Here is a 22,472-nt window from a genome sequence, read left to right as displayed (position 1 = left end):
AATTCGTATAGATCGCTCTCGATAATTTCTAACTTTCTTAGCTCTCTTGCAGTTTTCCCGCACACAGCAAGGGGAATTTCATCATGTTTCTTAGCGCGGTCAAAATCATAAGCTAGCATTTGACGAGTCAGGTTTAGACATCAATGAGAAAACCCCTAGACTTTACCCCAATACGCTTCGGTTAAAAAGAATAGTAGCGACTGTCTTGAAAGTCAAGTGCGATCGCAAAAAAAAGCTGAAAACAAGTTGACGCAACAGGGGAACCGCTTCGCTAATTCGGTGGTGCCTGGTACGGGCATAGAGATTTTACATTGGTAGGCGAGACAGTCGCAACGCCGATTTAGTTTTTAGCCTTAACCCAAGCGTATTGGGCTATAAGTGAGAAAACCCCTAGACTCTACCCAAGACTTGCGATGCCTGAGTTGGGCTGCGCCTACGCAAATTGCCTATCGCTCATCCTCTTGCTTAAGTGTTGAGTACAAAGTTTTTTCACCACCGCCAAGCGTTTGAGGTTATATAAGCGTTAGCTTAAGAAGAAGTACGAGTTGTGCTAAATAAAAAGTATTTTTTAGGGATTTCTAGGAAACTAGTAAATAACTATATGATGAAAAACTCTCAGGAGGAGCGGTAGTGAGCCTACAAACTCTCGTTGACCAAGCCACCATCCCCCCAGATTCAGGGTCTGTAGCATCCAGTCCCTTTGAGACAGATAGCTTTAATGAAGCTGTCATGTCTACCTACGCACGGTTTCCCTTAGCCCTAGAACGGGGTGCTGGATGCCGGGTTTGGGATACACAGGGGCGGGAATATCTGGACTTTGTGGCTGGAATTGCCACTTGTACTTTAGGACACGCCCACCCAGCTATGGTAGAAGCGGTGACACGCCAAATCCAAAAGCTGCACCATGTCTCTAATTTGTACTACATTCCTGAGCAAGGTGAATTGGCAAAATGGATCGTTGATCATTCCTGTGCCGATCGCGTGTTTTTCTGCAACTCTGGAGCTGAAGCTAACGAAGCCGCAATTAAACTGGCGCGGAAATATGCCCACACAGTATTAGACATTGAAAAACCGATTATTTTAACCGCCAATGCCAGTTTCCACGGACGGACTTTGGCAACGATTACCGCTACTGCCCAACCGAAGTATCAAAAGTACTTTGATCCCTTGGTTCCTGGGTTCCACTACGTAAATTACAACGATATTAACGCTGTGGAAGTGGCGATTAGCGAGTTGGATGAAGGCGATTATCGGGTAGCAGCGATTCTGATTGAGCCATTACAGGGAGAAGGCGGTGTGCGTCCAGGAGATGTTGCCTATTTCAAAAAGCTCCGGCAGATTTGCGATGAAACTGGCGTTTTGTTGATTTTCGACGAAGTGCAAGTTGGTATGGGGCGCAGCGGCAAATTATGGGCTTACGAACATCTCGGCGTTGAACCGGATATTTTCACCAGTGCCAAAGGCTTAGGTGGCGGTATCCCCATCGGTGCAATGATGAGCAAAAAATTCTGCGATGTTTTTCAACCAGGGGAACACGCCAGCACCTTCGGCGGAAATCCTTTTGTGTGTGGTGTGGCACTCAGTGTTTGCCAGACATTGGAACGGGAAAATATTTTGCAGAATGTGCAAGATAGGGGTGAACAGTTGCGAACTGGATTAAGGGCGATCGCAGCGAAATATCCTCAGCACGTTGGCGAAGTTAGGGGTTGGGGTTTAATCAACGGTTTGGAGTTGCGAGCCGACATTGGGCTAACCGCAGCCGATGTCGTTAATGCTGCCATCAAAGAAGGCGTATTGCTGGTACCAGCCGGGCCAAAAGTAGTCCGATTTGTGCCACCGCTGATTGTGACAGAGGCAGAAGTAAACACTGCCTTGCAAGCTGTGGATCAAGCGCTCGCAACTCTCACAGCTTAAGTAATCAAAAAGCGAGGATAAGTCTTTGTGCCTTTCTCTCGCTTTTTCTTACTTTTATATTAATTTTTACTAAAATTATTGTTTTTTTAGCTATGTATGTAGTATGATTATCCCCGCGTTATCTTCATTCTGGGGAAATTTCTCGATAAGCTTGCCGACATTGCTCATAATTATCTGGCAAAATTTCGGCATTACCAAAACATAATTGTTCGTGAGTGGTAATTAAAGTTTCATAAGGTTGTATGGGAGTCACCGACGATCGCAGCAATTGCAGATATTCTCCATCTGTACGGCTGAGTTTGTGGGGTGCGATTGCGTTTTGATGCAACTGCTGCAACATCGCTAAATAAATACAACGACAAGCTTCACGGTAGTTTCCCTGACGGTAAAATTGTTGCGATCGCTCCAACAACAAGGCTATGGATGACTCACTAGAGCGATTTTTTACGCGAAAATCAGTGAGATTGCCAGTTCTATTCAGCCAAGAATATAGATAAGGACTAAATTCTCGCCATAATCGCCAACCTATCCAAGCTATAAACAATCCTAGTACCAACCAAAACAGGAATTTTAGCAACTCACTTAGCCAAGGACTAATCGACCATCCAGTCGGCAATTCTGGCAAAGCCTGTTCAAAGCGGTAAAACTGGTATTCCCACCATTCTCCCACTTGTTGTTGGAATTGAGAAAGCTGCCAACTCCAGCTAGTTTTTTCAAAAGTATCTGTAGGCATAGGTGGGGGAGTGGGGAGTGGGGAGGCAGGGCAGGGGAAGCAGGGGAGGCAGGGGAGGCAGGGGGAGCAGAACTATTGATTATTGCCCAATGTCCAATGCCCCATGCCCAATGACTAATGACTAATGACTAATGACTCTTGACCTTTTTATCATTATCCAGCCGATAACAACAAGTAGCGCACCGAGTGCAAGAAATCCTAGATCCCAAGCTAACTCATTTGGGCCTGGTTTCACATGATGAATACCGAGAATTTGGTGGTCAATTAAACCTTCAACGAAGTCAAATAACCCAGTACCAATCAATATTGACCCAATAAAGGTCTGTGATGACCAAGGAACATCATCACGCCCTCCGGCACGCCATAGCAAGACAACTCCTATCACGGTGAATACCCAATCTAAGGTATGAAACAACCCATCCCATACCATATTCAAATCTATATTCGCCGTGTTTGTGAGAGGTCGAACGTTACTAAGCATGTGATGCCACTGGAGGAGCTGATGCAGTAAAATTCCATCAATAAACCCTCCAAGACCCACACCAAGAAAAATTCCAGCAGTAATTAGTGGTGCACGTCGGTTGAGGGTTTCACTTTTCGCCTCCATTGTCAACCTCATAGATAGGCTTTTTTATCAAAATACAACTCTTTTAGGAGAAATATCTTCTATCTTGAGGCAAGTAGGATCGTTCAATTTAAATTAATCAATCTTCAAATTTAATCTGCATACCCGCTTTCACCGGGTCGAAATCTTGGGGAAAATGGGTGCTGCGTTGGCGTAGCCTACCGTAGGTAATCGTAGTCCGCTTTTTCCAGCTTCGCTCCTTTAAGATCAGCTTGGCGAAGATTCGCTGACAATAACAATGCTCCCCTAAGATCAGTATCCCTCAGATTAGCTTGACCCAGATCGGCAAAGCTCAGGTCACTTCCTCTGAGATTAGCGCTACTCAAGTTCGCTTCACTCAAGTCAGCATAACTGAGGTCAGATCCTTTCAAGTTAATGCCTTGCAAATCAGCATTACCCAGTTCTGCTTTACTAAAGTCTCGTTTTCCTGCTGCATAACTCTCAACAAGAGTAACAGCATTATTTATGGGCTGTTGAGAATTGACTTCAGGCATGTAACAGCCTCACATGTTATCTTGTTATTACTTTCTGCTAAGGATGAAAATTCTCCGACTTCATCCTTTTTAAATGTAATACATGAGTTCCTTCTGCTGTCGGATTGCTCTTCGTTCACAAAGGTCTTGGAGTGTATATTTTTCCAAAACAGAGTTAGCAGCCTGACGTGCTTCCTGCCAGACTTCCTGAATTAGCTCACCTTCTACCGTGTTGGGAGTCGGCTCACAATTAGAGGCAACAATATCTGACCCTTCCATACAGCTAAAAGCATCTAACACGGTAATCTTCTGGGGGTCCCGTGCCAGAACATAGCCACCTTTGGCTCCGCGTATACTCTTAATTAAACCTCCACGTCTTAATGTTGCTAGGAGTTGTTCCAAATAGCGGTTCGGTATGTCTTGTAATGCCGCTATCTCTCGAATTTGCAGCGCATCACCGTTAGGGTAGCAGGTTGCCAACTCTAACAGGGCTAGAAGCGCGTATTCTGATTTATTAGAGATTACCACAGGCGTAATATTTTCAACTCACACCTAAAGATACAAAGTTTTTGAGTCTGCTTCCTTAAGCTACTGCTAAAGAAAACTTTACAATCAACTTATTGTTGACCGGCTAACTCTACTTTAAAGACCTTCCAGCATACAAGCAATTACTTTTTTTTTTAAATTCAATAAATAAAACTGATTGATTAGTGTACGTCTTCCTAAGGTAAAAATGACTTGAAAGCATAGGCTGTCACGTTTTCAACCCAATTATGTCAGTGATTATTGCAGCTTATTAGCTGGAAATTGTGATCTCTGACGACAACCCGTTGGGGCGTCTACGCATCCATTGGAATGCAACAACATTCAATAGCAAACCAATGAGAAATAAAAGTAGCATTAGTGCAATCTGATACCAAAGAATCGGTTTCACTGAGAGGTCAGCAATCAGATGAAGCAAATTCATCAGGCTATAAAACACACTCAAAGCAAAGTGAATCATTCTATAGCGATTGGAATCTATAAAAGCAGTAGCAATTATTGCCAGCATTGGGAGTACAAAAAAGCCCAACATCAACCACATAATTCCAGAAATATCACTGATAGATGTAGCTCGTTGGGATTCGACTACGGTCAAACCGTGGAAAAGTGGCATCAAACCCAGTTGGGTATGAAACAGAGTTCCAAGTAGAAATACTGTCCACAGAGCAATAATTTTTTCCCGATAATTAATTAGCATATTCCCTGGCTAATATTCATTTGTAAGGGGTTATATCTATTATTTTTTGAATTTCACTTTTGAATATCGAATTGGAGCGCAGCAAGATTTTGAGTGTAAGCTGCTATACATACAAATTTTTTGACAATGGCAGAGTCACAGTAAAGGTAGTTCCCTCAGCGATCGCACTTTCGACTATGATCTCGCCGCCATGTAAATCTACAGCCTGCTTGACGATGGACATCCCCAATCCCATTCCTGAGATATTGCCTGCATTACTGGCGCGATGGAAGGGTTCAAAGATGTGTTCAATGTCTGAAGGGGGAATGCCAATACCAGAGTCTTGAATCTGGAATATAGCTTGATCGTTGGCAGTGGTGACAGAAAACTTAACTGTGCTACCAATGGGAGAGTATTTTAGACAATTCGAGAATAAATTACTCAAGATTTGCCGTAATAGTTTCGCGTCTAAGTTAGCTCTTGTGCATTGGCACTCACTGCTAAAAACGATCGCGTGTTGTGAGCGATCGCTCTGTTCTAACTCTTCTAATAGATCGCGGCAAAATTCCACCAAATTCAGGGGTTTTGGATTAAACTCTAACTTGCTTGTTTCATCCTGACTCAGCACCAATACATCATTCAACAACTGGGTCATGTGCATCACAGATTTTTGAATGCGACACAGGTGGGTATTTTGTCGCTCGTTGCTCCATAGGTGGCGATAATGTTCTAGTAGTTCCGCAGAAGAGTGGATTGTAGCCAAAGGGGTGCGAAACTCATGGGAGGTGATGGTGAGCAAGCGAGATTTAAGTTCACTAAACTCCCTTTCTTTGGCAAGCGCTTGTCGCATCGCCTGTTCTGCCCATTTTAGCTTGGCTTGGGTTCGCTTGGTTTCGCTAATGTCCCGCAATAACCAGCGCAGACCAACTAACTTACCTTGTTGATTACGAATAGCAACCACCTTAACCGCAGCAATAATGGGTGTTCTGTTACGTGGTCGCAGGTTCACTTCCCACTCTTGCATTTTCCAGTCTGGGGTTTCGGCACGATCGCGCAGATGAGTCAGTTTCAGATGAAAAGCAATTATTTCTTTCTCAAGCACATAAGTCTCTAGAAGTTCGCCCAAAAGGAAACTTTTGGAAATGTTTAGTAGGGTAGTGGCGGCAGAATTAGCTTCCTGAATTACCCCTTTTGTATCACTTACCAAATAAGCGTCTGGTACTTCTTCAAACAATTCTTGGTAGCGTTGACGTTGTGCCACCAAGGCCTGTTGAGTGCTAAATAATTCTTCATTCTGCTGCTGTAGTTCTTCATTAGCTATTTGCAGTTCTTCCAAAGCTAGGTGGACTTCTTTTAATATTGCGCTGACGAGTTCAATATCTTCCTGTACTTTTTGCTGTTCACTCTGGCGTTGCAAAAGGGCGACGCGCTTACGCATATTCTGTATCTGTAAGGCTAAATCGTCCAAATTCACGCTATTACTCCTAATTTGGATATCTAAAGTTGGGTTTTATTTTAGATTCCCTACTTGGACGATCTTAGCTTTTGAAGTTTATTCCATTGTTCTCTCGTTTATCTCGTTTCCATGCAGAGCATGGAAATAAGCGGTTCTCATTTGTTTAATGTTTTTGTCTAGAAATGTTACTCAATTGATCTCGTAGGTCTGCCCATTTAATGCCTGCTAGGCTGGGTAAAACAATATGAGCGGCTCCAACTCGTTCTGCGGGGCCGAGTCCTATTGCCCACATGCCAGCAGCTAGAGCTGCCTCAACGCCGGCTGCGGCATCTTCTACAACCACAGATTGCTCTGGTTCGATTCCTAGTTGCTTGGCTGCGTACAGAAATAAGTCGGGTGCTGGCTTGGGTTCTTGTACACTGTAACCGTCAGCGATCGCATCTATTTTGTCAGCAATGCCTAATCGCTCGATCACAGTCTGGGCATTTTTACTAGCTGAACCAATACCGATTTTAATACCACCTTGCCGCAGTTCATCCAAGAGGGCGATCGCACCTGGCAACAAATCCTTAGGCGTCATGTTTTGGATCAATTCCACATAGTAGCGATTCTTGCGCTCCATCATCTCCTCGATTTGTGCCTCCGAATACGGTCTATCCCCAAGAATCAGCATCAGGGAAGCACGACGGGATACACCCCGCAGCGCTTCATTCGCCTCCCGATTAAACGGTATACCCTCTTCATCTGCTAGCTGCTGCCAAGCTAGATAATGAAGTTCTGCTGTATCTGTTAGCACACCATCTAGATCAAAGATGAATCCTTGGATGTTGGGGTTGTGGGGAGTGGGGATTTGGAAGTGGGGACTTGTACTGAGCGTTCCCGTAGCGTCTCGTAGAGAAGCCGTTGGCGCAGCCTCTCCAAGAGTTGTATTGGGGATTGGGGATTGGGGGCTTGTATTGAGCGTACCCCTGCGGGGAAGCAAGCTACGCGTAGCGTCTTGTAGAGAAGCCGTTGGCGCAGCCTCTCCAAGAGTTGTATTGGGGATTGGAGGGGATAAAGGGGGATTTGGGGAGAGGGAAAGTTGGAGATATTCTCGTTGATGGGTTATATCTTGGCTGACTTGTTCTCCATGCAGATCGAAGTCGTGCCATTTCCCTTGCCAGTGCAGTTTAAACTTCAGGCGCGTCCAGCCAGGGGGTAGGTGGGGGTTGGCTACAGGGCCATTTTCGGTTAGCTGGATGCCACCGAATCCAAAAATTACAGCTTGCCAAATCCCACCAGCACTAGCACCGTGAATTCCATCGTTGGTGTTACCTCGGTTATCTTCAAGATCCACCATTAACGCCCGCATAAACAGTTCGTAAGCTTCGATTGATTTGTCCAAATCTGAAGCTAAAATGGCATGAACTGCTGGGCCAAGGGACGAACCATAGGTAATATCGGTGCGGGGTGCGTAGTAGTCCCAGTTTGTCTGCAATGCTTTATCGCTGTAGGGAAAATCTACTGATTCTCGCATTAAATAAAGCAGCATCAAGACATCTGGCTGTTTGATTACTTGATATTTGTTGATTTTATCAACACCTAAGATGGCTTGCATGGAGCGATCGCGCCCTTCATAGTCTGCTAAGTTGATATCTTCCAATTGAAAAAATCCCTCGAACTGCTCAATTAATTCTGTTAATGGGTCATAGAGAAACAATATTTTGGTGATGATATCTTGCCAGTGCGATCGCTCTTCTGGGGTGAGTTTTAGTTTCTCTTCTAGTTCTGTGGCTCGTTCGGGAAATTTCTGAACCAACCAATCATAAACTGCGATCGCTTTTTCTAGATGCCATTGCGCCATGCGGTTTGTAAAGGCGTTGTTGTGGACGAATTCATGGTATTCATCCGCGCCGATCACTCCTCGAATTTCATACTTTTCGCGCTCTGGATTGAATTCGACTCGGCTCCCCCAAAAGATAGCGGCATCCAAGATCACCTCTGCGCCACACTTTTGCATCCACTCATCATCACCAGTGGCTTGCCAATAGTTCCAAACTGCGTAAGGAATATCTGCGTTGATATGAATTTCGCGATCGCGGCACCAAATCCGCACATCTTCACCATAAAAATCACTACCGAGTGCCCAACGTGGTGTCACTTCATCTCCGGTATCAGCACTTTCCCAGGCAAACATTGCCCCTTTATATCCGTAATGGGCTGCCTTGCGTCGCGCTCCTGGTAAGGTGTGCCAGCGGTAAGTGAGTAAGTTGCGGGCGATCGCTGGTTGGGTAAATATAAACAGCGGCAGCATAAAAATTTCTGTATCCCAAAAAATATGACCGCGATAGCCAAACCCGGAAAGGGTTTTAGCAGGAATACTCACCCGATCGTCATGCCGTGGCCCAGCAATCAGCAGTTGAAACAGATTGTAGCGAACAGCAAAAGCAGCTGTGCTATCCCCCTCAATGAGGATGTCACTTTGCTGCCAAACCTCATTCCATGCCTGTTCATTGGCTTTTAGTAATGTTGCGTAATCTGGAAGGTGCGCGAGTTTTTCTTGAGCGGCTGGGACTGGTGTTTCAATCTCTCGCGAGGTAAAAACTGTCACTAATTTTTCTACTGTTACGGTCTGTTGCGCTTTAGCTAGGTAGCTCGTGCTCAAGGTTGGATATCCAGGTGCGGTACTGACTTGCAAAGATGCTTCAGTACCTAATATTCTCACCTTAGCTGCCATACAAAGTTCAATTCGGGAGCTGCGGGTGCGGCGTTGCAACCAGATTCCTTGGTCGGTCTTGCCCTGGTCTAGTCCTTCCCAGTGATTGAAACCCTGGTTTTCTGGATAGCCGTTGATACTAGCTTGAACTTCTATTAAGCCATCAAAATCTACTGGCGTTAAATGGCAGCGTAGCCCCAACACGTGCGGATCTGCAAGACTAGCAAAGCGTTCAAAGCTAATGTCTATAATGTTTCCACTGGGAGAGCGCCAACGCAAGTAACGGCTGACGAGTCCTTGGCGTAAATCAAGCTGCCGATCGTAGCGCAATATTTCACCTTGATCGAGACGGAAGCGATCGCCATTCACAATCACTACCAAGGGCAACCAGTCAGGGCAATTTACCAATTCAGTGTAAACCACCGGCACATCATCGTAGACACCGTTAATAAAAGTAGCTGGCAATGCATGAGGATAACCTTCCTCAAAACAGCCCCTCGTTCCCAGGTATCCATTGCCGATTGTAAAGACGGTTTCTTTGGAGTGCAATTGCTCAGGGTCAAACTGGGTTTCGATTAATATCCAGTCTGTGTAGATAAAATGGCGAGAACGACCTTTTGTGTGCATAAGTTGGGGAGTAAGGATTGGGGAGTAGGGATTGGGGAATGGGGAATGGAGAATGGGGAATGGGGAATGGAGAATGGAGAATGGAGAATGGAGAATGGAGACTGGGGATTGGTCAATAATCAATAGTTTTTCTTTCCCCACCTCCCCTGCTCCCCCTGCTTCCCCTGCTTCCCCTGCTCCCCTGCCTCCCCTGCTCTTCACTCCTCAGCCACCCTTATGTTTTTCTAAAATATTTTCGACTCTGGGCTTATAAATGAGATGAAATAAGGTTTCCATGTACCGATCTCTGGCTTCGTTATTTTCTGGAACAACAAAGTTCCAAAAACTAAACATTTTCGCAAGCAGTAGTAATTGATTGCTATGTAAATGCCAATTATATTTGTGATGAATTCGCTGACTCATCCATTCTGAAACTTCGTGCCAGTATTGAGGATGAGTATCGCATTGATCGAGGAAGTCTAAAATTTTCTTTGCTGTTCCTTCTAAGTCTGTAGGATTAAGATTAAATCCGTTTTCTTGGTTTTCGATAATTTCTAAAGAACCGCCAAATTGAGTAGTGAAAGTTGGCAAGCCGGAAATCATCGCTTCCAAAATACTCCGACCGAAGGATTCAAAGCGGGCAAAATGGACATAAATTCCCTGAGAATCTGCAACTACTCGGTAGGCTTCGCCGAGATCGCTGCTAGGGATACGCATCCCCACCCAGCGAATTTTGCCATAGAGATGATATTGCTCAATAATGTCGTATAGTTTTTGAATTTCTTCTGTTTCTTCTATGTTTGTAGCTTGATATGGATGCAGTTTACTACTTAAAAGGATCAGGTTACAACGCTCTTGCAACGCCTGACTTTGACCAAAGCATTCAGCTAAACCAGTAAGATTTTTGATTGAAGTGATAGTATCAACAGCAAAGATTGGTCGCTTGTTAGGGTGATCTAAATTACCAAATATTTGGGGATCTTCGCGGCTAAATAGTAGGTCGTGGGCTTGTGTACGAAGGTGAGAATCTCGGTCTTCTTTTTGACTATAGGGGAAGAAAATATTTTCATTTACTCCCGGCGGCACTAAGTTAAATTTAGGACTAAACAAATCAATGCCATCAACCACATGATACAACTGCGGCATCGTAAAGCATTTATATGACTCGTATTGACCTATGGTATCGGGCGTGCCGACAATTTCTTGATAGGACGATGTGATGATGAAGTCGGCTGCATTCATGCTAATCAAATCTGCGGTGAATTGTGCCGAGAAATGATATTGATCTTCTAAATCTTGCCAATATAAATTGCTAAATAGATATTTAGGTTTTTCCAAAGAATGGGCAATGTTACACTGGGTGACTTTCAACCGGCGAGATAGGAGAAAAGCCACTAAATTCCCGTCGCTGTAGTTGCCGATGATAAGATCGGGTTTGCCTTGGAATTGAGCTAGTAATTCTTTTTCTGCATCTAGAGCAAATTGTTCTAAATAAGGCCAAATCTCAAATTTAGAAATCCAATTGTTTGTGATTGCTGGATTGAATTCGCCAAAAGGAACGCGCAATATCCAAGCATTTTCAGTATCTTGGACTTTTTCTAGAGGCAGATTACAAAATGTCTCTTCACAGTTAGGGATTAGCCGGGTGAGAATAATTATATGGGGTTTAATGCCTAGCTGGTCGAGTCCAGCGAGTTTGATTTGTTCACGCAGTTCGTTTTCTAAGCTGCGAGCTTGTTCGAGGACGTAGATAACTTGACCGAGTGTTTCATTTCTTCCCAAAACATCTTCTTGTCCAACCCAGCCGTGGATGGAAATGAGGACGACGCGAAAGACGGCGGGGACGCGGGCCACAAATGCTTCCAAGATGCCAGGTTCTGGGGAATAAATAAGTCGGTCAAGGAGTTCTAGAGTTTCACAGACTCGTGCCGCAGTGTTACCCCAACCCGGCTCAAAGCCGAGTTCTTGGAGGTCAAAGCGGAATTTTTCACAAGGTTCATGAGGCGATCGCTCACTCAGTAATTTGAGCGCTTGCTTAAGTTGTTTGGCTAACTGAATACCAGAGGGAATGCGATCGCTCAACAACAGGCGAGTACCATCGTATTGCAGCCCATGTAATGCTTGAAATAACATTTCTACCCAATATTGGGGGTCAGTCAACAATTGACTGCACAGGTAACGGTTGAGAAAGGCTAAACCTTGACCTATATTTCTGGCGTCATCGATTCTGGGGGAACTCTCATAAAAGGGGTGGAGGTCGATTTCGAGGATGTGAGGTTGATAGCGGTTGACTGAGCGATCTCTCACATCTAAGAGGGCTTGAGGCGTCATCTGCTCAAACTGACTCAAGTCGGCTGTCAGCTTCCAAACTTCTTGGTTAGCAATCCTGGGTCGAATCACGAACCAGCTACTTTCCTCTTCGAGAATTATTTCGTGGGTGTACTGTATCAGTTTGCCAACAGACGAAGAGTGAAAAAAATAGGCTGGCTTTTGGGATTGATGACAGTAATCTGCAAAAGCTTGTAAAATCTCATTTCTCAGGAAGTAACGCTTACCTGAAGCACTCAACGCATAAATTAACTGATGTAGAGCAGTTTTTTCATCACCGTTGAAGACAGCTTGAACTAGTTCATACATGATGACGAATCCCAGAACTTTAGCTAGGTCACGACCTCATTTTTTCCGGTCTTCAGTTCTCTGAGGCACATTTCCCCCATGATAGTAAATAACTATAAAAACTTTTGCGTCTAGCTCTAGGATGAAACGCTGCGAGTCTATGGGATTAGGGAGTGGGAACTGGGGGAGAAGCAGGGGAGGCAGGGGAGCAGGGGGCAGGGGAAGCAGGGGAAGCAGAGGGGGAAAGAGGTAAATTTTCATTCTGCCCCTTGCACCCTGCACCCTTCCCCTCAGCCTCTTTGCCTAATCCCCAATTCAAAAAACTGCCAATTTGGCTGGAGTAGCGGCAAAGACAGATTATTCTATGTATATAAGTTAGTTCTCAATCAGGCATAAAACACTATTCCCGATTAAGCAATACAGCAAAATTTGAGCGATCGCCAGTAGAACATCACCCCATAAATGAATTAAATCCAGCAGGTTTTAGCATAATCAAACCAAATGTAAGCAGATTAAAGGCTGATCAAATAGTCACTGCCAAAATTATCATCTGTTGTCGTTGTATTGCAGATATGTTGCTCAACCCAATTCAGGAAACAGAATATGGTGCGATAAACTGATACACCTCAATTTAGATAAGTTACATCAGGGTTAGCTATGAACTACCAAATTTCTTCTTCTCAAAAAAATTTTCACAAAGCTATTAGTCCAGAACAATTAGACCAGGTTATAGAAGCCATTACTGATGGTCGATATTCCTGGGCTTGTGTACTAATTTTGCGTTTCGTTGGTTGCAATCCACCCCACTATATTCCCCAACGAACTTACAGTCGTTTAAAGAAAGATAATAGCCAGTTATGATGTCTTTAAAGTTTGCTATAGGACTCATATTTGATTTTTGAAATATACGTAGTGGAGTGACAAGACTAAATTGATGCAATAGATAATTGTGGTAAAACCTTATTTTTTAGGAAAAATACAAATTTTATATTGCACTATTTTAGCCTTGCCACGCCAGTAGTGGCCTGGCACAGCTAAAATGATGCATTAGATGTAGGTTGGGTTGAGCAACGCGAAACCCAACATTAATAGGAGTGTTGGGTTTCGTTCCTCAACCCAACCTACAAATTTTTTTGCAACAATTTAGCCTTGACACGCCAGTAGGGTGCGTTATGCCTCTGGCTAACGCACCGTCCGAAGGCTTTGGTGCCGTACTCTCGCCGATAACACACCCTACAGATACTTAGATTTTTTCAGAAATCAAATCGGATTCTTATATAAGTTACAAGCAAGCTTTAAAGTCCCTCTCCCAAATTTGGGAGAGGGATTTAGGGTGAAAACCCAAAGTAATATCGTGTTCGGGTAACCACTTATCATTTAGACCGCAGGGGGCAGGGGGAAAGAGGCTTTTACGATTTTTGCACAGATGTGGTAATCATAAGTGATTAATCGCACTTGATATAATTATTAAACTTGTAGCGTGTGTTAAAGCGGAGTGGAACGTACCAAAAACAGATAGTGTATGGCGGCAAACTCATTTATATCAAGGAACAGAGAATAGGCTTGGAACTCTCTTATTGTCGATGATTTATGATTGCCTTATGTCCTAAACTACTAGAATAAGTTCACTAAGTAAACCAATATTTAAATATCTAGAAAATTTGCATTAATTAATTTAGAGAATATTTTTTATAACGTCAAATAATATTTTGATAATAATTTGATAGCTATATCAAACCTAAGCTAATAATTTTTTCAAATGCTTTTTCAAATGTTATGCCTTGTTTGATGGCGATATACAACAATACTATTGCGGCTGAACGAATTGAGTTATCACAATGTATCAAAATGGGCTTGGGTAATTCAGTAATGACCTGATATATCTGGAGCGTACCTTGATGATTAATGTCTTCAGGTTTAGTTGGGAGATTAACGTAGTACAATCCCAAAAACTTACTCTTCTCCTGCTCGTCAGCCAGCCAGCCTGTTTCGTCGGGCAAGCAGAGATTAAGGACAGACTTATAACCCTCATCAGCTATTTGTTGTAGCTGATCTAGTGTAATTTGCCCTGCGATCGCTAACTCATCATTAATCTTTCTAACAATATTCATCAGCCGGATTAACCCTATTTTGCCGACGTTGCCCAGACTTGAGATTATAGGAAAACAATTTGAGGAACTTGTGAGGGATTAGTCATTAGTCATTAGTCATTAGTCATTCGTCATTCGTCATTAGTCATTAGTCATTCGTCAATAATCAATAGTTCTTCTTCCCCTGCCTCCCCAGCCCCTCTGCCTCCCCTGCCCCTCTGCTTCCCCTTATCTTTCCTCGCCTCTGAATAAGTTGTGTAAACTGTTCAATAATTCTTTGGCCGTATAGGGTTTTGATAAAAATGCTTGCACATTAGCATCGGCAGCTTGAGCAAACACCTCCATTGAGTTCAGTCCGCTACAGGCAATAACTTGAACCTGCTTGTTCATTTTTTGCAAGGTGCGAATAGCGGTGATTCCGTCCATCTCCGGCATCATTATATCCATCAACACGGCATTGATTTGATGCTTGTGTTGGGCATAGAGTGCGATCGCCTCTATGCCATTACTGGCAGCTAGTATCTTATAGTTATGGTTTTCTAGGATGATTGTGGCAACCTCTCGAATTTGGGCTTCATCATCTACAACCAAAATCAATTCTCCCTCTCCTGGGAGTAGATCCATCTCTTCTATCTTGGATGCTTGAGTTGCTTGCACTGCTGGTAAAAACAGGTCAAATTTGCTGCCTCTACCAACATTGCTAGACACTTTGATAAAACCGTCGTGGCTTCTAATGATTCCTAGCACTGTTGAAAGACCGAGTCCCGTACCTGTGTTGACCTCTTTTGTGGTGAAAAATGGCTCAAAAATTCTATCTAATATTTCTGGCGGTATCCCAATTCCGTTATCTGCAACGGTAATCACAATATAATGCCCAACTTTGGCATCGAGATTCATTTTGGTATAAGCTTCATCAATAAACTTATTTTCCGCAGAAATTTTGATATTGCCGCCATCTGGCAAAGCATCGCGGGCATTTACTACCAGATTCATCAGCACTTGATGCAGTTGTGTGCTGTCCCCAGCGATCGCCCAAATATTTTCTGAGATAACCGTGGAAAATTCAATAGATTTGGGAAATGTCTGTTGAGCAATTTGGATAATTTCTGAAATCAGGTACTCAACTTGGATAATTGTCCGCTCTCCTTTATATCCTCGTGCAAAGGACAAGACTTGCTTCACTAAAGCTGCTCCGCGTTTGGCGTTGGTTTCTACGAGTGCCAACAGTTGCCCAGAACGCTCCTCATCTTGGAAAAATTTTCCCTTTACCAACTGAGCCGCTGCCATAATTGGTGTCAATATATTGTTCAAGTCGTGGGCAATACCACTTGCAAGGGTACCCAGGCTTTCCAATCGCTGGGTGCGAAAAAACTGCTCTTCGAGTTGTTTCTTTTCGGTGATGTCAGTTTCAACAGTCAGGATAGATTTGGGTTTTCCCTCAGGATCGCGCATCAATGTCCAGCGGCTTTCCACAAGAATTTTCTTACCGGATTTTATAACTTTAGATAACTCACCTTGCCACGAGCCACTCTCAATTACGCTTTTTAGCGGTACTTCCAGTTGCTGCTGAGTTTCTGCTGGGTACAAAATCTCCTGGAGGTCTTGTCCTATAACCTCTGTAGAGAGCCAACCGTACATCCGCTCTGCACCTTTATTCCAGAATAAGATTTGAGACTGGAAATCTCGAACTAATATGGCGTCGGTAGCGATATCAAGTAGAGCGGCTTGTTCAGAGATTTTTTGTTCTGCCAGCTTGCGCTCAGTGACATCCCTATTTGTGCCGATTATCCGGATCGGCTGACCGATTTCGTTATAGAAGACCTGACCTTTGCAGTTTAACCAGTGTAGGCTGCCGTCGGGCCAGACAACTCGATATTCTATAGATCCCTTTCCTTCTTCAATCATCCGAGCGATACTCGCAGCTACAGATTCGCGGTCTTCTGGATGGATTAAGTTGAGATAGTCTTCATAGGTTGGACACAAGGTGTTGCTCGGCAGACCATAAAGTGGCCCCATGTTGGCAGACCAAATACTAGTATTGGCGCTCAAGTTCCGATCCCATATACCCATTTGGGCAGCTTCGGTAGCTAAACTCAATCGCGCTTCACTTTCTTGCAGTGACTCTTCGGACAGTTTGCGTTCAGTGATATCTTCGGCGATACCACCATAGTACTGAACTTTTCCTTGCTCATCATACATAGCAAAGCCCCGATCCCAGATCCAGCGCATCGATCCATCAGGTCGCAAAATTCGATATTCTATTGAAACCGACTTATTAATAAGCTGTTGCTTTGCTGCAATCGTTAAGCGATCGCGATCGTCTGGATGAACGGAGTCTATCCAGGACTCAGGCTGCTCCAATAGATTTTGGCAAGAGCGACCCCAAATTTTTTCATAGGCAGGACTAACGTATAAGGTTTGGAATGAATTGGGGCTGGAAATCCAGATAACTGCGTGGGTGTTTTCGGCAAAATTGCGAAATTTCTCCTCACTTTGGCGCAGTGATTCTTCTGCCAGTTTGCGCTCGGTGATATCTTCGGCAATGCAACCATAGTAGTCAACTTCTCCTTGGTCATCATAGACAGCAAAGCCCCGATTCCAAATCCAGCGCTCCGATCCATCAGGTCGCAAAATCCGATATTCTGCTGAACTAGATTGACTACCACTAAGTAGTTGCTCTACTGATTGGGTGGCGCGATCGCGATCGTCTGGATGAATTGCGTCTAGCCAAGAGTCTGGCTGGTCGTAAAGACTTTGGCAAGAGCGACCCCAAATAGTCTCATAAGCAGGACTAATGTACAAGGGATGGAATGAATCTGGGCTAGCAATACAGATGATAGCCTGGGTGTTTTCGGCAAAATTGCGAAATTTCTCCTCGCTTTGGCGCAGTGCAACTTCTGCAAGTTGGCGATCGCGCTGCGCGGCTTGCTGTTCGGTAATATCTCTGCCTACCCCTTGTATTTCAACAACCTCTCCTTTGTCATCATGAATTGCGATCGCATTCCATTGAAACCAGCGGATACCATTGACGGTGAATGCACGTCGCTCACAATTAGTCAAGGGATGGAATGAAGATCCGAAAGCTGTGATCTTTTCTATCACTTGAGGTAAGTCATCTGGATGAAAAAACTGGAAAAATGACTGACCACGAAACTCATCTCGTTTCCAGCCGAAGGTTTCACAAGCAGCCACATTGGCAAAGGTAATCTGTCCTTGCAAATCAATGCGGATAATTATGTCAGTTTGGCTTTCTACGAGTTGGCTATAGAGGGTTTCGTTTTGTTGTAACGCTTTCTCGGCGCGTTGGCGTTCGGTAATTTCTTGTTGCAACAGGACATTGGACATAACAAGTTCTGCTGTCCGTTCTGCCACTCGTTGTTCTAACTCATCGTAAGCTTGGCGCAGTGCTTCCTTTGCCTGTTGGCGTTCGCTAATATTGCAGAGTAACCAGCGCCAGCCAACTTGCTTCCCCTCTGAATCGTACATGGCAGCGGCTCTAATCCTAACTGGAAAAGCTTTACCTACCCTTGGTTTTAGGTAAGCTTCCCACTCCTGTACCTGCTGCGAATTATTCAGTCGGGTGGCAAAAGTCTGGCGGTCTTGGCGAGCAATAAATAAAATTAATGGTTTGTTGACCAAATATTTTTGGCGGACAGCCAGCAAGGTTGCTGCTGCTCGGTTAGCCTCTTGGATAACACCTGCTGTATCAGTGACCAAGTAACCATCTGGAGCGAACTCAAACAAATTTTGGTAACGTTGACGCTCCAATTCTACTAGCTCACGGGCAGCGGCCAACTCTTCATTTTGTTCGCGCAGTTCTTCTTCCACTACCTGGAGTTCTTCGAGGGCTTGCTGAAGTTCCTGATTAGCTTGGTTGATTTCAGCTGATTGTGCCTCAACCCATAGTTTTAAGTTATTTTGAGTTTGGCAGCAGATTTGCTCTATCTCAATTGGCTGATTAACTCGGCTGACTTCATCTGTGGGTTTTTGTAAATATTGCTGTAAGCCTTCAACCACCCCAACCATTTTGATCAGGTCAAAGGCTTGTAGCAAGCTAGTTTCAGTGATAATTCCTAGCAATTGCCCGCGATCGTCCAAAACGGACAAATAGTGAGTCTGATGCTGACGCAATAACGATAAGGCGCTGAAAATATCCTGAGAATCTGATTGTCTACGCATAACGACTGGCTGCGTCATCACTTCAGCCATTGTCACGGTGGATAAGTCTATTCCCGAAGCTATAAGCCTAATTACATCTTGTACAGTAAAAATACCTAATAAATCCGCTCCCTCCAAAACCAAGATACAACCAGTTAATGTTTGATTTCCAGGGTTTAAATCTAATGAATAATTTAAATTAGTATGTGTATAATTACTATATGTTTCCTGACTCATCAAGACAATAGCTTCGACTACAAAACTATCAGGGCTAATCGTTAATGGAGAACGATTAATAACATGATTTAATCTGGGTAAGTTAATCACTTGATCGTTGAATCGCATGGTTAATTTGTCAATTCTAATGATCTTTTTGATATTAGGACGTGCTAGCAGAAGCTAGTGAGAGCTAAAAGAAGCAATCTGGTGAAAATCAAGAATTATTTGGCTCTCATCGAGAATTAATCAACTAAATTGATAAATACGCCCTGTAAATCCTACAAGACTTAAGACTGGGGACATAGTGCAAGTTAGTAACTAAACCAGGAAGTAGATAGAATTTTAGAGTCGCCAAACTCATTCTATTGTCAAATTACAGATAGATGATCTGTTATCTCAAGAGATTATCTTAATTGAGAATATTAGTAGTCTTGTTAGTGTGAAATCTTTGAAATTAATTGATGAGTGGAGATATTAATCCCTTGCTCGTGAACGTCGCCAGAAAGTTCTTGCTTTCGGCTGTTTTGATAAAAAACCTCCAGCAATACTTCAACAAACAAGTCAGAGGGTAGAAAGCAGAAGGGAAGAGGATTTGACTTGTTTATTCTATTCATAGTAGGTGGCACGCCGCCAATCAGGCTGCTCCTAAGTTCCACTATTTCCACTATATATAGTTATACGAAAGATAATTTGAGGATCTTGTGAAGAGATAGCTAAATAAGCTAGAGAGCATTACTTAAGAAATATGTATAAGTTTTACTGAAGCATTAAGTATTCTATTTTCCTCACAAGTTCCTCATATTCAAAGACTATAGTCAAAATATAGACAGGTTGTTTTAAATATCTACGGTCTTATCAACTGGTCGCCCTGATTTTAAACAACACTTTTATTAACAGGATTTGAAAAAAATATGAATTACTGCCCTTGTTGTTCAAGTTTACTTTTAGAACATATACGCGGTGCAGAGACTTACTGGTTTTGTCGCCACTGCTGGCAGGAAATGCCTGTTTATAATTGGAACGAATCCAGTTCATTCGCCGATACTGTTATGGGAAAACTACCTAGAAAAGCTCAAAAAGAAAAACGTAGAAATAGTACTGTTTACGCAAGCCGATGGCAATCTATAACCGAATGGATAGAGCTAGAAGAGTTATCTACCTAATACCAATTGACTGGAATAGTTTAGTATAATTGTTTTTTCTTGATTTCAGTAGTAAATTGCCATAAAAGCGAGGCTGTAGCCAAACTATAAGGTACTAACTAATACAGCTAGACCAAAAACAAGGAATTTCCTAAAACCCACAGCCAAAGAGGTGAGATTGCTTCTGAGGTTAGGCGAATGGAGGCTCTGCCTCCATCAGCCATTCCCATGCTCTGCATGGGAATGAGAGAACAATGGTAAGCATGTGGGGCAACTCTAAAAGACTTATAGCAGTTTGCTTTGTAAGTGAGGTACAAAATGCAGGACTCACGCATCAGATATAAGGGACTTCCAACTAAAAAAATATCCTATTGCTGTGGAGGCAGGGGGGCAGGGAGCAGGGAGCAGGGGGAGAAAGAAAAATCTTATCTGAGTAAATTTGGATAATTTATTTTCTGGAAGTCCCTAAAGAGTTTCAGCCTCCTGCCTCCAAACCCGTAACTTTTACTTCATGCAAAACAAAACTGCTATATGAGTACACTGTAGCCTTTAACAGAGAATGATTGCGATGCTAACGTTGGCTCTCTCCTTTTCTCAAACGCCTAACCCATCCATCAAGATTTATTGATTACTTGAATAATCTCTTATTTCTAACCCCCGACTAATGCGAGGGTTTTTAATGCTGAAAAATTAATTTGTAATTTTGTATTTTATTGGGATGCTGTTGATGGGGTTTAGCTCCTAAATGCAGCTTTAATCGTCTTCCCACGATTCGTGATTCAGTAGGTCAATAATTCTATCTCTGAGTAGAAACTCGTTTTTTTCTAACTCAAGTTCAAAATTAACCCAATCACGATGAGGAATATATTTACAGAGGGTATAAATTGGCTGCTGACGGTTAACAAGTCTCTTTTTAACAAGTTGAAGCGCTTCTTCCTTGATAACCTCGATGTCGTATTTAACCGTAGTGTTCATAACTGGTTCCTTTGTTTTCAATCAAGGAATTAAGAATCAAAACAATAGTTGCTTTTATTCTCCCTTAAACTTATCAAATAAAATTGGCGAAAATTGTGAAGAATCAAGACATTAATCCTTGCTGGAAGTTAGATATCTCAGTAAGATACTCTTTGAGTCCCAAGTATACCCCCTCTAGATAGATTCTTACAGAGCAGGAACGCTAGCACAACAAGCTGTAAACACTAAAAGAGGATGTAGGTGCTCTCTGGGCGACTTGCCAAAAGGTAGGCTAGGGTAAAGAACATTCTCTAGAACACTTATACTATGCTCCTGAATCTTGATAAAGTTCGCCAATATTTTCCCGCCCTAGCTGGTGAATGGACTTTTTTTGATAATGCTGGCGGGTCACAAACCTTGAAAAAAGTAGTAGATAGAATTAGCGAATTTCTCTTGAGTTCTGATGTCCAGTTGGGAGCTTCTTATGGGGTTTCTCAACTTGCAGGAGAACGATTGGCTCTAGCAACTAGAGGAATGGCTACTTTCATTAATGCCAATTCTTCTAAAGAAGTAGTCATGGGCCCATCTACTACAATGATGTTGAAAGTTCTCTCAATTTGTCTGGGTCAAACCTTCACACCTGGTGATGAGATTATTGTTACTAATTGTGACCATGAGGCCAATATTGGTGCTTGGGTCGCTCTTGAAAAACAAGGAATGAAGGTTAAAGTGTGGCAAGTTCGCCCAGATACCTTGGAACTTCATTTAGCAGATTTAGAACCATTGATGAGTCAGCGCACCAAAATAGTAGCTTTGACTCATGCATCTAATGTTCTGGGAACCATTAACCCGATCAAAGAAATTGCTGCATTTGTGCACGATCGCAACGCGATGATTTGTGTGGATGGTGTAGCTTATGCACCCCACAGATTAGTTGATGTTCAAGATTTGGATGTTGATTTTTATGCTTTGAGCTTTTATAAAGTCTATGGGCCACATCATGCTTTACTTTATGGCAAAGAAGAACATTTATTAAGATTGCCTGGTCTGAACCATTATTTTATTGAACAGACAGATATACCTTATAAATTTCAGTTAGGGAATGTCAATTTTGAATTAAGTTATGGAATGTTAGGTTTATGTGATTATTTAAGTGAGTTAGCACAACTGCATTACGGGAATGAAGCTGCACCTGATTTGAGAAATCAAATGGTGCAGGCATTTGATTTAATTAGCATACATGAAGAAAAGATTAGCGATCGCCTCCTAAATTACCTCAACAGCAAGTCTAATGTGCGAGTGATTGGTCAATCAAAGCCTGACCGTCAATCCCGTGTGCCAACTATATCTTTTGTGGTAGATGGAATGCATAGCTCAACCATTCCGGCAAAAATTGACCAGCATTATATTGGGATTCGCTACGGCGACTTTTATGCTAAACGGCTGATTGAATACCTGGGGTTAGCATCACAAGGTGGAATAGTCCGGGTGAGTATGGTGCATTACAACACCCTTGAGGAAGTTAACAGCTTGATTGAGGCTTTTGAGCAGGTATTTTAAAATTGGGGATTG

The 22,472-nt window shown here is 43.1% G+C and carries 14 protein-coding genes and 1 pseudogene; 4 read left to right on the top strand and 11 right to left on the bottom strand.

Features of this window, described 5'->3' with window-relative positions; genetic code table 11:
• Positions 1-630 precede the first annotated feature (630 nt).
• The gene (locus RM347_RS13010; protein WP_322720357.1) at positions 631-1,914 is read left to right on the top strand and encodes an aspartate aminotransferase family protein; all 1,284 of its coding nucleotides are present in this window, start codon (positions 631-633) and stop codon (positions 1,912-1,914) included.
• A 124-nt stretch (positions 1,915-2,038) separates the two neighbouring features.
• On the opposite strand, the gene RM347_RS13005 is transcribed toward RM347_RS13010, so the two are convergent.
• From RM347_RS13005 to RM347_RS12970, 8 genes and pseudogenes are all read right to left on the bottom strand, one after another.
• On the bottom strand, positions 2,039-2,647 hold the full coding sequence (locus RM347_RS13005; protein WP_322720358.1) for a DUF4129 domain-containing protein: 609 nt from the start codon (positions 2,645-2,647) through the stop codon (positions 2,039-2,041).
• Between the two features lie 121 nt (positions 2,648-2,768).
• The gene (locus tag RM347_RS13000) at positions 2,769-3,254 is read right to left on the bottom strand and encodes a DUF2243 domain-containing protein (protein ID WP_322720407.1); all 486 of its coding nucleotides are present in this window, start codon (positions 3,252-3,254) and stop codon (positions 2,769-2,771) included.
• 97 nt (positions 3,255-3,351) lie between these two features.
• Positions 3,352-3,766, bottom strand: a pseudogene (locus RM347_RS12995) (pentapeptide repeat-containing protein).
• Between the two features lie 69 nt (positions 3,767-3,835).
• The gene (locus RM347_RS12990; RefSeq protein ID WP_322720359.1) at positions 3,836-4,273 is read right to left on the bottom strand and encodes an RrF2 family transcriptional regulator; all 438 of its coding nucleotides are present in this window, start codon (positions 4,271-4,273) and stop codon (positions 3,836-3,838) included.
• Positions 4,274-4,541: 268 nt separating this feature from the next.
• Positions 4,542-4,985, bottom strand: coding sequence for a hypothetical protein (locus RM347_RS12985; protein ID WP_322720360.1), 444 nt, complete (start codon positions 4,983-4,985; stop codon positions 4,542-4,544).
• 103 nt (positions 4,986-5,088) lie between these two features.
• Positions 5,089-6,438 (bottom strand): PAS domain-containing sensor histidine kinase, encoded by a 1,350-nt coding sequence (locus tag RM347_RS12980; protein WP_322720361.1) that lies wholly within the window; start codon positions 6,436-6,438, stop codon positions 5,089-5,091.
• Positions 6,439-6,583: 145 nt separating this feature from the next.
• Positions 6,584-9,742, bottom strand: coding sequence for a beta-phosphoglucomutase (gene pgmB / locus RM347_RS12975; protein ID WP_322720408.1), 3,159 nt, complete (start codon positions 9,740-9,742; stop codon positions 6,584-6,586).
• 204 nt (positions 9,743-9,946) lie between these two features.
• Complete coding sequence (locus RM347_RS12970; RefSeq protein ID WP_322720362.1) at positions 9,947-12,358, bottom strand: sucrose synthase; 2,412 nt, start codon at positions 12,356-12,358, stop codon at positions 9,947-9,949.
• Between the two features lie 636 nt (positions 12,359-12,994).
• Here RM347_RS12970 and RM347_RS12965 point away from each other — a divergent pair.
• Entirely contained in the window at positions 12,995-13,198 is a 204-nt protein-coding gene (locus RM347_RS12965; RefSeq protein ID WP_322720363.1) for a HetP family heterocyst commitment protein, read from the top strand.
• Positions 13,199-14,064: 866 nt separating this feature from the next.
• Here the strand turns inward: RM347_RS12965 and RM347_RS12960 are convergent.
• Both RM347_RS12960 and RM347_RS12955 read right to left on the bottom strand, forming a co-directional pair.
• On the bottom strand, positions 14,065-14,448 hold the full coding sequence (locus RM347_RS12960) for a beta-lactamase hydrolase domain-containing protein (protein WP_322720364.1): 384 nt from the start codon (positions 14,446-14,448) through the stop codon (positions 14,065-14,067).
• 207 nt (positions 14,449-14,655) lie between these two features.
• A complete protein-coding gene (locus RM347_RS12955) occupies positions 14,656-18,930 on the bottom strand; it encodes a PAS domain S-box protein (protein ID WP_322720365.1) in 4,275 nt (1,424 codons plus the stop codon).
• A 785-nt stretch (positions 18,931-19,715) separates the two neighbouring features.
• Here RM347_RS12955 and RM347_RS12950 point away from each other — a divergent pair.
• Positions 19,716-19,967 (top strand): hypothetical protein, encoded by a 252-nt coding sequence (locus RM347_RS12950; protein WP_322720366.1) that lies wholly within the window; start codon positions 19,716-19,718, stop codon positions 19,965-19,967.
• 732 nt (positions 19,968-20,699) lie between these two features.
• Here the strand turns inward: RM347_RS12950 and RM347_RS12945 are convergent.
• Complete coding sequence (locus RM347_RS12945; RefSeq protein WP_322720367.1) at positions 20,700-20,921, bottom strand: DUF4327 family protein; 222 nt, start codon at positions 20,919-20,921, stop codon at positions 20,700-20,702.
• Positions 20,922-21,227: 306 nt separating this feature from the next.
• On the opposite strand from RM347_RS12945, the gene RM347_RS12940 reads away from it, so the two are divergent.
• Positions 21,228-22,460 carry a cysteine desulfurase-like protein gene (locus RM347_RS12940; RefSeq protein WP_322720368.1) on the top strand — a complete coding sequence of 411 codons (1,233 nt, stop codon included), beginning with the start codon at positions 21,228-21,230 and terminating at the stop codon, positions 22,458-22,460.
• Positions 22,461-22,472: the final 12 nt, after the last annotated feature.

It is taken from the genome of Nostoc sp. ChiQUE02 (assembly GCF_034531305.2).
In the GTDB taxonomy this organism is placed as follows: domain Bacteria; phylum Cyanobacteriota; class Cyanobacteriia; order Cyanobacteriales; family Nostocaceae; genus Nostoc.
Note: the sequence above shows the minus strand (reverse complement) of the source record. Positions and strands in the feature narration are given on the sequence as shown.